This window comes from Paenibacillus sp. PAMC 26794 (assembly GCF_000316035.1).
Lineage (GTDB): Bacteria > Bacillota > Bacilli > Paenibacillales > Paenibacillaceae > Paenibacillus.
Map to the genome: position 1 here is coordinate 16843 of NZ_ANHX01000018.1, position 16420 is coordinate 33262.

Below are 16420 nucleotides of genomic sequence, written 5' to 3' on the forward strand. Positions count from 1 at the left end.
CTAGGAACTCTTTCTCCACCATATGAACGCCACGACTCGAACATGCCTGAAGCTTGCTTTGTCAGAAGAACCTTTCCAACCACCATTATTTTAAAAATGTGATTCTTCCATTTTATATACAGTTTACCATGATCGTCATGAAAATAACGATCATACAGTAAAAAGGAGCTGCGTATCATGCAGCCCCTTCATGTTGTTGTATTCAATTAACCTTTCAGATGAACCTTTAACACACCATTTTGATTAGAAGTAACATCACCTGTCGTGACTTCCACCCGTTCAACCATATCCTGACCATCTGGAATGATAATCGGTGTAATCAGCGGGTATCCCGCATCTTCAATTACCTTACGATCAAACTCCAACAGCTTTTGTCCAGCCTTTACATGTTCGCCAGCTTCCACATGCATGTTGAAGCCTTCACCTTTGAGGGATACCGTATTAATCCCGACATGGATCAGAACTTGTAATCCACTCGCGTGTTCAAGAATCACCGCATGTTTACTTTTGATCACATGAGCTACCTGAGCATCAAACGGGGCAACAACCAGGTTGCCGGAAGGTTCAATCGCTACACCCTCACCCATCTGTTTCTCGGCAAAAGCCGGATCTGGCACTTGCTCCAGTGATACGGCCTGGCCTGTTAATGGCGCCATGATTTCCAGTGTATTCACGGCTTCGTCCCCTACTTGAGCTGCACTACGTGTGCGCTGGTTTGGATCTGTTTTTGCAGTTGAAGAGGTAACACCTGAAGCAGACTGCGATGTAGCCGCTTTAGGCTCATTAACAGTTTCATTGCTAGCACTACGATCTTCTTTTCTCAGTTTGGCTCTACCAAAAAGGACGGTCAGTACAAATGGTACAACCAAGACAATCGCCATGCCGATGAAGAAGACGCCCCATTTGTTAGGGAAAATCGACAGGAATCCCGGTACGCCACCTACACCGATGGAGGTTGCCTGAACATTATTGATTGTCAGCAACACACCACCAATTGCGGAACCAACCATACCGAAGATAAATGGATAACGGTAACGGATATTCACTCCGAAGATCGCCGGCTCAGTTACTCCGAGGAAGGCCGATACTGAGGACGTTGCCGCAAGTCCTCTCATTTTCTTCTCACGCAGGACAAGCATCATCGCAAGTGCCGCCGAACCTTGTGCAATATTGGACAATGCCAGCATCGGCCACAGGAACGTACCGCCCTGACTACCAATGAGCTGAACATCCACCGCGAGGAACGTGTGATGCATACCGGTGATAACAAGCAAAGCGTACAGACCACCGTAGATCAGACCGCCAAGCGCCGCGTAGGAATCGTATACATAGATCAAGCCAGATGTAATTGCATTCGCAATAGCAAATGTAACCGGTCCAATAATCGTAAATGCCAGGAAGCCGGTAATCAGCAACGTAACTGGTGCAACGACCAGCAGTTTAATCGAATCATGTACCCTTTTATTCAGGAAAATTTCCATCTTCGCAAGCAGATAGGCCGATACCAATACCGGCAAAACCTGCCCTTGATAACCGATCTTCTCAATCTCCCAACCGAACAAATTCCATGTTGGCACCGTGCCATTATTCACGGCATCAGCGTAACCATATGCACTCAGCAGATCGGGATGTACCAGAATGAGACCAAGCACGATCCCGAGCAGCGGACTGCCGCCGAACCTTTTTACAGCTGCCCAACCAATTAGAGCCGGCAGGAACGTAAAGGCTGTACTTGCAATCGTATTAATAATGGACGCAAGATCCTTCCAGGCTGGATAAACATCCACCAGTGATTTTCCATCAAAGAAAATGCCTGGACCTGTCAGAATATTGTTAATCCCGAGCAAAAGACCTGCCGTAATAATCGCTGGCAAGATCGGAATAAAAATATCCGAGAGTGTTTTGATCGCTCGCTGGATTGGATTTTGCTTTTTACCAGCAACCGCCTTCACATCATCCTTGGAAGAACGATCTCCCCCGGTAATCTGAATCATCTCATCATAGACTTTATCCACCAGACCAGGCCCAATAACGACCTGGAATTGTCCTTGGGAAGAGAACTGACCTTTAACCAGATCATTCTGATCCAGACTTTCAGTATCCACTTTACTCTCATCGTACAAGGCAAACCGGAGTCGTGTAACACAGTGCGTAGCAGCTTCAATATTCTCTTTGCCACCGACAGCCCGGACGATCTCCTCAACCTGTTTTTTATCAATTGCCATAGTGTCACTTCCTATTTATAAAATGTGATTAGTCCTGTTGTGGCACAAGCCACATATAGGATGCATACGGACTGAGAGAGATTTCCTGCGTCAGCGCAGGGGCTGCTTCCGTATTTCCTATGAGTAACTCTGCTGATTTGCCTGCAATGTGATCATTCCAGACCGCTTCCGGAAGCGAGAACGTGACGTCTCGTTTACTGAAGTTGGATACAACAATCAGAGTTTCACTTCCATTGGTCCGTGCGTACGCGAATACATTCGGGTGTGCATCGTCCAATCGTTCATACAGACCGTCGATCAGCACGTTAACCTGTTTACGCAGGGCAATCAATTTGCGGTAGTGATAGTAGATCGAATCTGGATCAGCCAGCTGCTGTTCCACGTGAATGGAAGGATACCGCTCATCCACCTTAAGCCAAGGTGTTCCGCTAGTAAATCCGGCGTTCTTACTTCCATTCCATTGCATCGGTGTCCGAGAGTTGTCCCGGGAACGCTCTTTTACAATGTTGAATGCTTCTTCAGCGGATTTGCCTCGTTCTTCCTGAAGCAGGCGGTACATGTTCGTCGATTCGATATCGCGGAACTCGCTAACGTCATTCCAGACCGGATTCGGCATGCCGATCTCTTCACCCTGGTAGACATAAGGTGTACCTTGCATTCCGTGTATCGTTGTTGCAAGCATCTTCGCACTCTCGGCACGATAATCACCATCATCGGCGAATCGGGATAATGCCCGCGGCTGATCATGGTTATTAAGGAACAGCGCGTTCCAACCTCCACCGGCTTGCATGCCTGTCTGCCACTCACTAAAGAGCTGTTTCATCGCTTCGAAATCATACGGCATCAGTTCCCACTTCTGACCATTCGGATAATCCACTTTCAGGTGATGGAAGTTAAACGTCATCGAAAACTCCCGGGAAGCCGGGTTCGAATATCGGATACAATGTTCCAGTGTTGTGGAGGACATCTCCCCTACGGTCACCATGTTGTGAGGCCCGAATACTTCGTCGTACATCTCGGTGATATATTCATGTACACGCGGTCCATCCGTGTAGTACTTGCGTCCATCACCAGGTGATACGCTGCCATCGTCATCCGGGAAACGCTGATCTTTGGAGATCAGGTTAATCACGTCCATACGGAAACCATCTACACCCTTTTCGGCCCAGAACTTGATCATATCCCTTACAGCTTTGCGTACTTCTTCATTCTCCCAATTCAGATCTGCCTGCGTTTTATCAAATAAAGTCAGGAAATATTGTCCCGTCCGTTCATCATACTGCCAAGCAGGTCCACCGAACTTGGATTGCCAGTTGTTTGGCACACCGCCGTCCGGAGCAGGATCTTTCCAAATATAATAATCCCGATACGGATTATCCTTGGAAGAACGGGATTGCTGGAACCACTCATGATCGGTCGAGGAGTGATTCACCACGATATCAATCATCAGTTTCATATCACGAGCCTTCAGACCTTTCAGCAGTTCGTCAAAATCCTCCATCGTCCCATAATCCGGATTAATCCGGTAATAGTCCGCTACGTCATATCCATTATCATGCTGTGGGGATACATATACCGGCTGCAACCATACAATATCGATACCCAGATGCTGCAAATAATCAAGCTTCTCGGTTAATCCACGAATATCTCCCGTACCCGATCCGGTTGTATCATTAAAACTCTTCGGATATACCTGATACACCGTTGATGTCTTCCACCAAGATGACGGAGTTGTGTTATTAGAACTCATGTTAACGCCTCCAATAAAATTGTAATGCTATTATGTGATGTTCTCGGCTAACTTCATATCTATATTACATAAGTAAACATGTATATACAAGTTGAAACTATAATATGGTTATTCTTCGCCTCTTCTACACATTCCCCATAAATCTTTCCTCTGTAACATTTATTTTGGAACCTGCGTTCGTGAACCCAATGATATCTGTATTGGGACAACAAGAAACCGTCTGTTCTTCCCACCATTGGTGCGGGCAACAGACGGTCTAATTTGGTTGAACTTGGTTGAACTTTTTAAATGTATTTTACTGTCTTTTTACTGTTGTAATGGATTGTTATTTTAAAGTTGCTGTCACTTCACTTAATCACCACAGCGGAGACACGCCTCTTACGACATCTCCGGTGAAGCTACGGCTTTCCCTTGTTTTTCCTGCATATTCAACTTCAATAGAGATAGTGCAGCTTGCTCTTCCCGTTCCAGTTCAGCTGCACTGATCTCACCAGAGAGTACGGCACGCATTCGCTTTTGATCCAGCAGGCCTTCCCATTTTGCAACCACGAATGCTGCAACACAGTTGCCCATCAGGTTTGTGAAGACACGCATTGTATCCATGAAACGATCTGCACCAAGCAGCAGAGCAACTGCTGCTACCGGAAAAGCATTGACGGCTACTGCCGTCGCGGACAGGGCCAAGAATGCGGAGCCAGGTACTCCTGCCATGCCTTTGGAACTTAACATCAACACTAGCAAAATCGTAATTTGCTGCATCAATGTCAGTTCAATCCCTACGGCCTGAGCAACAAAAACCGTGGCCAACGATAAATAGATTGAAGCGCCATCCAGATTAAACGAGTACCCCGTCGGTACCACAAGCCCCACAACAGCACGATCACAACCCGCCTTGGTTAGTTTGTCCATCATGCGTGGCATCACCACTTCTGATGATCCGGTTCCAATCGCCAGCATCACTTCAGAGCGGGTATACTTCACAAATTGCAGGAAATTCAGCCCGGTGATCCACCAGGCAGCCAATGCCAGCATGACCAGAAACAGCAGCGCTGCCCCGTAGCAGGCCAGAATTAGCAGACCAAAGGACGACAATGTGGATGCCCCATAGGCACCTACCGTGTAAGCCATGGCTCCAAATGCACCAATTGGCGCGAGTTTCATGATATAACCGATGATGCGGAACACAATGCCGAGCAAGTTCTCAATCAGCGTCAGTACATTCTCTTTTGCCTTACTCTCTGTTGCTGCCAGGGCAACCCCGAACAGGCACGCCACGAGCAGTACTTGCAGAAGTGCATTTTGTGCAAAGGCATCTACAACACTTGTCGGAATAATATTCATGATAAAGTCTACCGTATGCGGTAACTCGGAACCATTGGTTTTCGCTTCAATGCCACTTGCGTCTATGGTTGAAGGGTCCACGTTCATTCCGGCACCGGGGCGTAGCAGATTGGCTGTTCCCAATCCAAGTACCAGCGCAACTGTAGTTGCAATCTCGAACCACACGATGGCTTTCAGTCCGATGCGACCTACCGACTTCAGATCACCGATCTTGGCAATACCTGTTACAATCACCATGAAAATCAGTGGTGCGATGATCATCTTGATTAATTTGATGAAACCTGTTCCGAGCGGTTGCAGCAGGCTACCCAGATCCGGCCACAGAATGCCAACGCCAATCCCGATGATTACCGCTACAATAATTTGAAAAAATAATGATTTCATAAATGACATGAACGCTCCCCCTGTTTGCGGTCAATTCGGATTTCCGTTTGGTTTCCGTGTAACTTTTTATATCATTCTAAAAGGGAGTTCAACAATGGAATTTCAATGTTTTTGTCATTTATACCAACTCTATCGGTGAAAATTGAACCTGGAACCGAAAAAAGACGAATATCACGTCAGTTATCTTGACGTGATATTCGTCTTTATCCATTAATCCAATTATTATTGAACAGGGGTTAAATGTACATCACAGGGTAATAGATTCTCCCGGGGCCAGCACACGGCCTTCCAACCCTTTTGCAGCCAGTTGTTGCACGAAGTGTTCCGCATCCTGACGAATCACCGGGAATGTATCATAATGAACCGGAATCGTCAGTTTGGCATTAAACCATTCGGCCGCTTGCAGCGCATCCTCAGGTCCCATGGTGAAATGTCCACCAATCGGCAAGAAGGCAACATCGATATCATGACGATCACCGATCATTTTCATATCCCCGAAGAGACTTGTGTCTCCGGCATGCAAAATCGTTTTACCACCAATATTAATGATATATCCAGCAGGCAAACCTGCATACATGATCCGTTGTTCTTCTTCCAGCACAATCCCGGAAGTATGGAACGCCTGAATCATTTTGGCTTGAGCAAAGTCAAGATCTACCGTTCCGCCCATGTTCATGCCGAGTGTATCCAGACCTTTCCAAGACATATATGTAGCCAATTCCACAATAGCCACAACTTTGGCGTTATTTGCTTTGGCAATAGGCTCAGCATCGAGGATGTGATCCATATGTGCATGTGTCAGCAACACAACATCGGTCTTAATATCTTCAGGCTTCGTGACGGCAAGCTCGTTGCCACGCAGGAAGGGATCAATGATCAGAGACTTTTCTTCTGTGCCCAGCTGTACACTGGAGTGACCGTGGAACGTAATATTCAACAACTTGGATTCCTCCCGACATATGTTTTGATTATTTTGAAAACCGAATCAATTTCATAACTTACTAAAAACAGAAATTTTGTAACTATATAAGTTGAACTAAAGATATATTCACACGTACACTCCGATGACAGAATAACCTTCCAATCGCTGTTATCCCCAGATTTTTTTGATTCCCTTTTCTCAAGGGAAAAATCCGGTGATAAAGGCGAACGCTTCGCTTTTTCAGGTTTTTTCTGTCCTCTACGTTTCTGTGTAAATGATTAGTTCAACTTATATAGATATAGACAAATTCAACCGTTTTGATCTATATCTACCGTTGATTGAAGCAGCTAAAGGTATTATGAAATTGATTCAATCATCCTATTTATTATAAATCATAGCTCTTCACCAACGCAAAATTACGCTAGCCTCCGTGTCACCGCTGCTTACGATATACTCTTGCTTCATACGGCTGAAGCTGAATCGCACCTTCATCGGTAGAATAACGGCTGCTCACATTGCTGATGATCAGCTTGGCATGCTCGGAAGTCCAACCTTCTGGCCAGTGCATCTCAGGTTCATGCCCACGGAAATTCAGAATGACCAGCATCTGCTCATCTTCCAGCGTTCGGGTATAGGCATAGATATCCGGATCATCCGGCAGCAGCAGTTCATACGCACCATAGATAAGTACTTTATGTTGTTTGCGAAGTGCAATTAACTTACGGTAATAATGCAAAATGGATCGCGGATCACTTTCGGCATCAGCAACATTAATCTCAGGATAATTATCATTCACCTGAATCCACGGCTGACCCTGGGTAAACCCTGCGTGTTCCGTCTCATCCCATTGCATCGGCGTGCGGGCATTATCGCGACTCTTCAGCCAAATCGCCTGCATAACTTCATTCTTTGATTTACCTTGACCAATGTAATGATTGAAATAATTTTTGGTCTCGATGTCCCGGTATTGTTCGATATTCGGGAAAGCGACATTGGTCATGCCGATCTCTTCTCCTTGATAGATGTAGGGGGTCCCTTCGAGTGTAAGCATCCATGTCGCCAGCATCTGAGCAGAACGCACCCGATATTTACCATCATCACCAAAACGGGAAACCGGACGTGGCTGATCATGGTTGCCCATATAATTGGCGTTCCAGCCTCTACCATGCAAAACCGTTTGCCACCGGCTCATGATTTCTTTGAGATCTGTCAATTTCCATTCCTTATAGTTCCATTTACCAATTCCGGAGGATTTAGCATCAATGAACATATGCTCAAACTGGAATACCATATTAAGCTCATCACGATCCGTCCCGACATAAGACAGCGCCTGCTCAGGCCCAAGTCCCGAAGTCTCGCCAACCGTCATGGGTCCGTAAGGTTTCAGGATCATGTTATTCAGTTTCTTCAGGATGGAATGTACCTGTTCCAGGTTAGAAAAGAGCTGATACGCTGGAACCACCGGCAGATTCTGCGGGTTGTGGGCACTTGGCAGACCCTCTGCCTTGGCGATATGCGCTACTGCATCGAAACGGAATCCGTCGACCCCTTTTTCCAGCCACCAATGCACCATCTCATACATCTCTTCTGCCATCTGTGCATTGTTCCAGTTGAGATCGGGTTGCTGTTCGGAATACAGATGCAGATAATATTCATTTGTTTCGGGATCATGCTTCCACACCGAACCCCCAAAATAGGACTCCCAATTATTCGGCACCTGACCATTTTTGCCTGAACGCCAAATATAATAATCCCGCTTCGGATTCATCTTTGATGAACGCGATTCAGCAAACCACGCATGTTCATCTGACGTATGATTCAGCACTAGGTCCATCATGATCTTGAGACCACGCTTGTGTGCCTCTGCCAATAATCGATCAAAATCCTCCATTGTGCCATACTTGCGTAAAATGCCGTAGTAATCCCGGATATCATATCCGTTATCATGTCCTGGTGAATCGTAAATGGGACAGAGCCAGATCACATCTACGCCCAAATTCTCCAAATAATCGAGCTTCTCATAGATTCCCTGCAAATCGCCATATCCATCCCCGTCCGAATCTTTAAAGCTGCTCGGGTAAATCTGGTATACCACACTCTCTTTCCACCAAACGATATCGCCCACCTCGCTCTCATCATTGTTCACTATATAATCTCTACTCACGATATAAATAAGCCGTTAATATGTTTTATCCGAAATGATTCCCTTGTAAACATTTGAAAGGTATCTTATGCAAAAAGACCCGGTGATGGACCGCGATCTGCGGCTCAATTCCGAGTCCTTCTTAATGAGCATAAGATTAACTTAAATCCGGCGTAACCTATCCAGGCACCGATCGTGTTCAGAATAATGTCATCCACATCAAACGAACCTACACGTGTAATCAATTGTGTGACCTCGACACCCAGCAGAAGCAAAACAACTGTAGATGTAAAGGTCAGGAACGAACGGCACCTCCGAAACAACCAAGGAATCCAGATGCCCAGCGGAATGAACAATACGATATTGCCAAACAAATTCTTGACCCAGGCATCTGTATGGTACCTCTCCCTCTCCAATAAAAGTGGCCGAATGGTCTCGAAGGGTACGAAATTATATTGATAATACATTCCCGGTGTTCGGCCACTGACAAACAGTAAATTGCCCATAATCAGTATGTAGAGCGCTGCCATGCAAGCAACAATGGTCAGCATCCACTTGGAGTGGAGCCACGACTTTTCGCTCATCCATCCGTCCTCCGACCTTGAATTCCGCGAAGCGGTAAGGTCTATTTTAACGGGATATATATCTTCATGTCCAGTTGTTCAGGGGTCGATTTCCAGACATCCGTCACTTCAAAGTCTGGTCCTTCCCTCCGTTCATAGTTAGACTGCGGCAGCCAGCTGCCATAGATCATTTTCCGAATATCCTGCCCGGAGCCTTCCACGGTGAATTCTGCATACAAGCCGCCCGGAATTTCAATCGAAGTAAAACCGGGTTCAAGTACCTGCGATGCTCCACTGCTTTCTTCACCCACAATAAAAGAAAATGCTCCATCCTCTTCAAAATGACAGGCCACACCGTAAGCCATATCAGGGCGTGTCCTCTCCGGGATCGCCATGAATTTCTGTTCCATGCCAAAATCGTGATAAAATCCGGGTATTTCAGCATAATGCTGATTGTCATTCAGGTTGGTCTTATATTCATAGCCGACAATCCAGTTCGGTTCCCGTGTGACCAGACGGGGTGTGTTCATGTGGAATGTCCCACCAAGCCGAGTTCGATAATCGTTAAAATCAATGCTCTGTTGCATCTTCAGAAGAGACAACTGATCCGCTTCCAGCTTACGCAGCTTCGCCGGTGTCATTCCAAAGTAGGCTGAAAATGCACGGGTAAATGCCTCTTGAGATTGATAGCCAAAGCTCATCGCAATGTCCAATATGCCTTCCGATGTGCCCCGCAGCATCCCGGCAGCTTCCGTTAATCTGCGTCTGCGCACGTACTCCAGTACCGTAAATCCCGTGATTGCCTGAAATAAACGCTGAAAATGAAACGCCGAAAAGCTCGCAGCAGCGGACGTCTCTCTGATATTAAAATCATCTTGCAAATGCTGCTCCAAATACTCAATAGCAAGCTGAATTCGTGTGTAATGATCCATAGTGACGGCTCCCCTATCTAATTCAAAATATCAAACAATTTCTTATGTAGTATGACTGAGATCCAGATCTTTTTTTTGATTTTGTGTGCGAACTTGTATGATGAAAAATACGCGAGTTTCGCTTACCTTCAAGTTGAATGACACTATGATACACACTGTATGCCAAAATCCCCTTGTTCTACAAGGAGATGCTCTCTACGCTGGTTGATTTACCAGCAGAGATAGCTCTTGTGAACAAGGGGACTTGTTTGTTTAACAATCTATTCTTAACCTTTCCAGTTCCCGGACACGGGATGAATACCCCAGATATCTGTGGCATACTCACTAATGGTACGATCACTGGAGAATATGCCGGAATGTGCCGTGTTTAATATCGCTTTCCGAGTCCAGCCCGGAATATCCCGATACGCCTGGTCAATGGCAGCATGCGCGTCTGCATAAGCAGCAAAATCACGCAATACAAAGTATTCGTCACCATGGGCCAGCAAGGAGTCATAAATATCCCAGAACTCCCCGTCACGATAACAGAATGCACCTGGATGCACTAATTGCTCCACGACCTCACGAATGCGTTCATCGTGCTGCACAATCTCATTCGGACGATAGCTACCTGAGCGATAATACTCAAGCACTTCGTCTGCACGCAGACCATAGATGAACATGTTTTCTTCCCCAACCTGCTCCGCCATCTCCACGTTGGCTCCATCCATCGTGCCAATCGTTAAAGCCCCGTTCATCATAAATTTCATGTTGCCCGTACCGGAAGCTTCCTTACCTGCGGTTGAGATCTGTTCACTAACATCCGCAGCGGGAATGATCTTCTCTGCAAGAGAGACGGAATAATTTTCGAGGAAAAATACCTTCAAGCGGTCATTCACGGCCGCATCCCGATTCACCGTTTCAGCCACGTTGTTGATCAGCTTGATAATTTTCTTGGCAAAATAATAACTCGGCGCTGCCTTGGCACCAAAGATGAACGTACGTGGCACCATATCAAACGAAGCATCATTCTTAAGCCGGTTATACAGATGCATAACATGCAGAATGTTCAACAGTTGACGTTTGTACCCGTGTAGTCTCTTCACCTGTACATCAAAGATGGAATCCGGATTCACTGCTGTCCCGGTATGATCCAGAATATACGCAGCAAGCCGCTCTTTGTTATCCCGCTTAATTGAACGGAACTGCTCCTGGAATGATGTATTATCCGCAAAGCCAGCCAACTGGTCCAGCTTGCCCGGCTCCGTTATCCATTCGTTACCGATTGTATCCGTAATGAGATCAGACAGTTTCGGATTGGCATGCATCAACCAGCGGCGATGGGTGATACCATTCGTTTTGTTATTGAAACGCTCTGGATACAGTTCATAGAACGGAGCCATCTCGCGCTCTTTCAAAATCTCGGTATGCAAAGCAGCAACACCATTCACGCTATGACTGCCTACAATCGCCAAATGCGCCATACGTACCTGATCGTTTGCAACAATCGCCAGATTCCCTATGCGATCCTGATCTCCCGGATACCGGTCCAGCAGCATGCCACAGAAGCGTTTGTTGATCTCTTCAATGATCATGTAGATTCGTGGCAGCAGCCTGCTGATCATGGATACAGGCCACTTCTCAAGCGCCTCACTAAGCGTTGTATGATTGGTATACGATACAGTACGGGTTGTGATATCCCACGCTTCATCCCAGCCATACCCCTTCACATCAATCAGGATGCGCATCAGTTCTGGAATAACCAAGGTTGGATGTGTGTCATTAATGTGGAAGGCCACTTTGTCAGGCAAACGATCATACGGTAGCTCCAGCTTGTTGAACGTACGCAAAGCGCTCTGTACACCTGCCGAGCACATGAAGTATTGCTGCTTCAATCGCAGCAGCTTTCCTTCGTACTGGGAATCATCCGGATACAGGAATTCCGAGATTGATTCAACCGATCGGCTATAATCCAGATAACCGTAGTAGTTCGAAGGGGTATCGAGTGAAGTCTCGCGCTTTGGCTCGGCACTCCAGAGACGCAATGTATTCACATGAGTTTGACCATAACCGATGACAGGCACGTCATAGGGAATGGCTACAACCGATTCGGCATCCTTTGTAACAAACTGATATTCTCCATCCTGCTCATGAGCTTCTACCCGGCCCCAGAACTGTACTTCCACCTTTTTGTCTGGACGGCGGACTTCCCATTCATTGCCCTTATCCAACCAATTGTCGGGTAACTCTACCTGATTACCATTGATGATTTTTTGCTCGAACAGCCCATATTTATATCGAATCCCGCAACCATGTCCTGCATATCGGAGTGATGCGAGTGAATCCAGGAAACAGGCAGCGAGTCGTCCCAGACCTCCGTTACCGAGTCCTGCATCCGCCTCCTGTTCTTCTATCTCTTCCAAGGAGAAGCCCAGCTCAGCTAAACTGTCACGCACCAATTCCAATTCATTCACATTCAACAGATTGTTGCCGAGCAGACGTCCAATCAGGAATTCCAGCGAGAAGTAATAGACCTGTTTATCCTGGCGCTGCTTAAACCCCTGATTCGACGTTGCCCAATCCTGGCCTGCATATTCACGGATCATGCTTCCCAGTACGTGGTACACATCTTCCTGTGTTGCTTCTTCAATCGGTTTGCCCAATTTGCTGACCAGATTCCGTGTAAAGATACTCTTGAACGTTTCCTTGTTGTCAAACAAAAGTAGGTTCCTCCCGGGGAAATCCTGCAGGATGGGGTGGCGGTTCATACACTCAGTTGCTCAGCACTCAGCAAAGTGGCCGTTCCGGTTACGAATCGTTCTTATGATCGCTGTTACCCCTGTATTTTCTTGAATTTATTATTTAGATGTGAAAATACAGTGATAAAGGCGAGCGCTTCGCTTCTTCAGAATCGATTTCGTTCCCTTCACTACGTTTGCATGCTGGTGAGAACTTTCGAAGATGCAATTCATGCGTCGAAAGTGTATGAACCTTAAATCCATCCTACAGGATTTTTATTTTATATATATTTATAGAAGATATCGGTTACGTGTAGGCATTAGATAATAGTACTTTTCGCTAAAATGTATGGATTCGACGGGTCGCCGATCAGCGTCTGTCCTCCGGTCAGCTTCACGTCTTTATCGAGAATAACATTCTCAAGTACCGTCCCCTCACCAATGTAACATTTCTGCATGATGATAGAACCTTTTATTTTGGCACCCTTGGCCACCTGTACACCACGGAACAAAATGCTGTCTTCCACCTCTCCAGCTACGATGCAGCCATTGGCAAGGAGGGAATGTTTGACATCGGCGGTATCCAGGTATTTGGCAGGGGCTTCATATTTAATTTTGGTCTGAACGGGATCTTCCTTGAACAGTTGTTCATACTGTCCTGTATTCAACAGATCCATACTGTTGCGATAATAACTGTCAATGGAATTGATGACTGCGTGATAGCCATCATATGCATACGCAGCGATATTCAATCCATCTGGATTTTTTTGAATCACATCCCGGAAGAAATGGCTCTCGCCATGATCAATGCAGCGTTGCACCTGGCGCAAGAACAATTCCTTTTCCATGATAAAAATTTCTGTATATATATTCGGGTGATTAGCGCTTTGGTGAATGTCCACCACGTTACCGTCCCCGTCATGTTCAACTTTGACACAGGCGTCATGCTCAGGCAGCAGCTGATCTACTTTTTTGCAGACCAGTGTAACGTCCGCTCCCTTACTGATGTGATACCTGTAGACATCCTGGAGGTCTGCTTTGGTAACATGGCGACTGCCCGCATGCACAACATATTGCCCTGCACCTCTGTGGAAAAAGTCCAAATTGTTATGGAAATGCTGCAAGTCCCCCTGTGACGTATCTGTTGGATCATTCCAGTCTGGTGGCAAAATAAACATGCCTCCATGCTTGCGATCCAAATCCCAAGGCTTACCGTCACCAAGATGGTCCATCAGCGAGCGATATTTTCGCCGTACAAATACACCAATACTCTCAATGCCTGCATTCATCATATTGGATAGAACAAAATCGATCAGACGGTAACGCCCGGCATAAGGCACCGCGGCTCCGCAGCGAAAATATGTCAATTCCTTCAATTCTTCAAGTTCATGGTCAAGGTTAATAACTCCAATCAATTGTTTCATCGCATGCACCGTCCTTTTAACTTCAATTAGGCCTTGCTGGTTATTCCTTGGCGAAGCTGACGTTCCAGTTCTTCCTGATCCACGAGCAATATATCACTCTCATCTCCCGGTGCAGGCGAAATCTGTGTTCCATCAGGAATAACCAATCCTTCTGCGATAATAGCTCGGTAAATGCGCACATTTTGCCCGATTTTCACTCTTGGCATGATCACCGAATCGATGACAGCACTGTTCTCACCAACTTCAATTCCGTAGAACAGAACAGAATGATTGACCTCACCATGCACTACAGTGCCTTCACTAATAATACAATTCCGCACCTTGCCCGAAGGTGAGATGTATTGTGCAGGTTGGTTCGGATTACGTGTGAAAATACGCCAGTCCGGATCATTCAGATTAAACGGTGTGTCTTCGTCCAACAGGTCCATATTGGATTCCCACAGACTGCGAATGGTACCAACGTCTTTCCAATAACCTTCAAATGGATACGCATATAAGGATTTTTCATTTTCAAGCAACAAAGGAATAATATCTTTACCAAAATCATAGGAGGTGGATGCCTGTTGTTCATCCTGGATCAGGAAACGTTTCAGTACATCCCACTTGAAGAGATAGATACCCATGGAAGCGAGTGTGCTCTTGGGCTCAGGAGGTTTTTCTTCAAATTCATAAATGCTATAGTCATCGTTGGTGTTCAGCACCCCGAATCGGCTGGCTTCTTCCAATGAGACATCAATGACCGATATGGTGCAATCCGCATCTTTTTCTTTGTGATACTGGAGCATTTTTTCGTAGTCCATCTTATAGATATGATCCCCTGACAGAATGAGCACATGCTCAGGATCGAATTGTTCAATAAAGTTCAGGTTACGGAAGATCGCATCCGCTGTGCCACGGTACCAGTTGCTTCCGTCTTCACGTTCATGTGGAGGAAGTACGTATACCCCGCCGTTTTTCCGGTCCAGATCCCAGTCACTGCCAATGCCAATATAGGAATGTAAGACAAGTGGTTCATATTGAGTCAATACACCCACTGTATCAATACCAGAATTCGAGCAGTTACTCAGCGGAAAATCAATGATTCGGTACGTGCCGCCAAAATATACAGCTGGCTTAGCCAGTGATTTGGTCAATCCTTTTAACCTCTTACCTTGCCCTCCGGCAAGTAGCATCGCTACAACTTCTTTTTTCGCCATCATTACAGCCTCCTCCACGTGCATTCGTTCTGATTCATTTCAGAGCCCATAATCAATATTCTGTTGTGTGGACACTGTTGTCTTGATTAGGAGCATGCTGTACAGATGTGTAACCGGTGAATCTTGTTGCAGTTGAACTTCTTGGATTGTAAAGCCTGAAATAGAGATGATGCTGGTGTAGAATTGCTTGACTGTCTTACAGAGGTGAATGTTAGATGCAGAACTTAAGGTGTAGCTCGTGAACAATGAAATAGACTACTCCTATTTAACATTAAACACGAAACGGACTGGGGAATCTTACTGGAAAACATCGACATCAAGTTGTGGGTGAGATTACCCTTTCTCGTGCCGCTGTTATTCATATTGTATTCGATAAAAAGGAATGAAACTCCTTTTGGAAAATTCATGGTAAAAATGTAAGGTTCGTGGATCTATATACCTACAAAATTGTATAAAAAGGGCTTTAGTATCAGGAATTATAATATTTATTGTAAATTTTTAGAGGAATACATAGAAATGTGTCGAATGATAGATATGGTATAAAAGTAGCACTTAGAATTGCATTGAGCAATCTATCGAAGAGTTACATACTAATAACTATAAATTATTTGGAGGTCTTGTGGATGAATGAAATTGAGAATCTGATAAAAAACTTTAGATCTGTTGCTGCACAGTTAAAAAAGGGTACCATATCTCTTTATTAACTAACACACGCTCTAATACAAGAGAATTAAACAATACTCTTATAAGCTATTCCGATAACAACGAATTTTTCAACGATAAAGAATTTGATGAAGTTTTTGAAGGTATCAAAAGGGCTGAT

General features: G+C 45.6%; 10 protein-coding genes. All 10 read right to left on the bottom strand.

Annotated features, from left to right (window positions below):
• Nucleotides 1–206: 206 nt before the first annotated feature.
• The 10 genes from treP to D829_RS0110695 all read right to left on the bottom strand — a co-directional run bounded on the left by treP (nucleotide 207) and on the right by D829_RS0110695 (nucleotide 15597).
• Nucleotides 207–2225: a PTS system trehalose-specific EIIBC component gene (gene treP / locus D829_RS0110650; protein WP_017688875.1), complete on the bottom strand. Its 2019-nt coding sequence runs from the start codon at nucleotides 2223–2225 to the stop codon at nucleotides 207–209.
• A 28-nt stretch (nucleotides 2226–2253) separates the two neighbouring features.
• Nucleotides 2254–3975, bottom strand: coding sequence for an alpha,alpha-phosphotrehalase (gene treC / locus D829_RS0110655; RefSeq protein ID WP_017688876.1), 1722 nt, complete (start codon nucleotides 3973–3975; stop codon nucleotides 2254–2256).
• A gap of 378 nt (nucleotides 3976–4353) precedes the next feature.
• Entirely contained in the window at nucleotides 4354–5709 is a 1356-nt protein-coding gene (gene dctA, locus D829_RS0110660) for a C4-dicarboxylate transporter DctA (protein WP_017688877.1), read from the bottom strand.
• A 238-nt stretch (nucleotides 5710–5947) separates the two neighbouring features.
• Complete coding sequence (locus D829_RS0110665) at nucleotides 5948–6640, bottom strand: metal-dependent hydrolase (protein ID WP_017688878.1); 693 nt, start codon at nucleotides 6638–6640, stop codon at nucleotides 5948–5950.
• A gap of 415 nt (nucleotides 6641–7055) precedes the next feature.
• Nucleotides 7056–8747: an alpha-glucosidase gene (locus D829_RS0110670; RefSeq protein ID WP_026081120.1), complete on the bottom strand. Its 1692-nt coding sequence runs from the start codon at nucleotides 8745–8747 to the stop codon at nucleotides 7056–7058.
• A 143-nt stretch (nucleotides 8748–8890) separates the two neighbouring features.
• Nucleotides 8891–9349: a VanZ family protein gene (locus D829_RS30815; RefSeq protein ID WP_017688880.1), complete on the bottom strand. Its 459-nt coding sequence runs from the start codon at nucleotides 9347–9349 to the stop codon at nucleotides 8891–8893.
• A 41-nt stretch (nucleotides 9350–9390) separates the two neighbouring features.
• The gene (locus D829_RS0110680; RefSeq protein ID WP_017688881.1) at nucleotides 9391–10260 is read right to left on the bottom strand and encodes an effector binding domain-containing protein; all 870 of its coding nucleotides are present in this window, start codon (nucleotides 10258–10260) and stop codon (nucleotides 9391–9393) included.
• A 266-nt stretch (nucleotides 10261–10526) separates the two neighbouring features.
• Nucleotides 10527–12959: a glycogen/starch/alpha-glucan phosphorylase gene (locus D829_RS0110685; protein ID WP_017688882.1), complete on the bottom strand. Its 2433-nt coding sequence runs from the start codon at nucleotides 12957–12959 to the stop codon at nucleotides 10527–10529.
• Nucleotides 12960–13297: 338 nt separating this feature from the next.
• Nucleotides 13298–14401: a glucose-1-phosphate adenylyltransferase subunit GlgD gene (glgD, locus tag D829_RS0110690; protein WP_017688883.1), complete on the bottom strand. Its 1104-nt coding sequence runs from the start codon at nucleotides 14399–14401 to the stop codon at nucleotides 13298–13300.
• Nucleotides 14402–14427: 26 nt separating this feature from the next.
• Nucleotides 14428–15597: a glucose-1-phosphate adenylyltransferase gene (locus tag D829_RS0110695; RefSeq protein ID WP_017688884.1), complete on the bottom strand. Its 1170-nt coding sequence runs from the start codon at nucleotides 15595–15597 to the stop codon at nucleotides 14428–14430.
• Nucleotides 15598–16420: the final 823 nt, after the last annotated feature.

What these genes read in the sequence shown, in the direction of transcription:
- treP (WP_017688875.1), bottom strand. Translation starts at nt 2,225, where the DNA reads ATGGCAATTGATAAAAAACAGGTTGAGGAGATCGTCCGGGCTGTCGGT.
- treC (WP_017688876.1), bottom strand. Translation starts at nt 3,975, where the DNA reads ATGAGTTCTAATAACACAACTCCGTCATCTTGGTGGAAGACATCAACG.
- dctA (WP_017688877.1), bottom strand. Translation starts at nt 5,709, where the DNA reads ATGTCATTTATGAAATCATTATTTTTTCAAATTATTGTAGCGGTAATC.
- D829_RS30815 (WP_017688880.1), bottom strand. Translation starts at nt 9,349, where the DNA reads ATGAGCGAAAAGTCGTGGCTCCACTCCAAGTGGATGCTGACCATTGTT.
- D829_RS0110680 (WP_017688881.1), bottom strand. Translation starts at nt 10,260, where the DNA reads ATGGATCATTACACACGAATTCAGCTTGCTATTGAGTATTTGGAGCAG.
- glgD (WP_017688883.1), bottom strand. Translation starts at nt 14,401, where the DNA reads ATGAAACAATTGATTGGAGTTATTAACCTTGACCATGAACTTGAAGAA.
- D829_RS0110695 (WP_017688884.1), bottom strand. Translation starts at nt 15,597, where the DNA reads ATGGCGAAAAAAGAAGTTGTAGCGATGCTACTTGCCGGAGGGCAAGGT.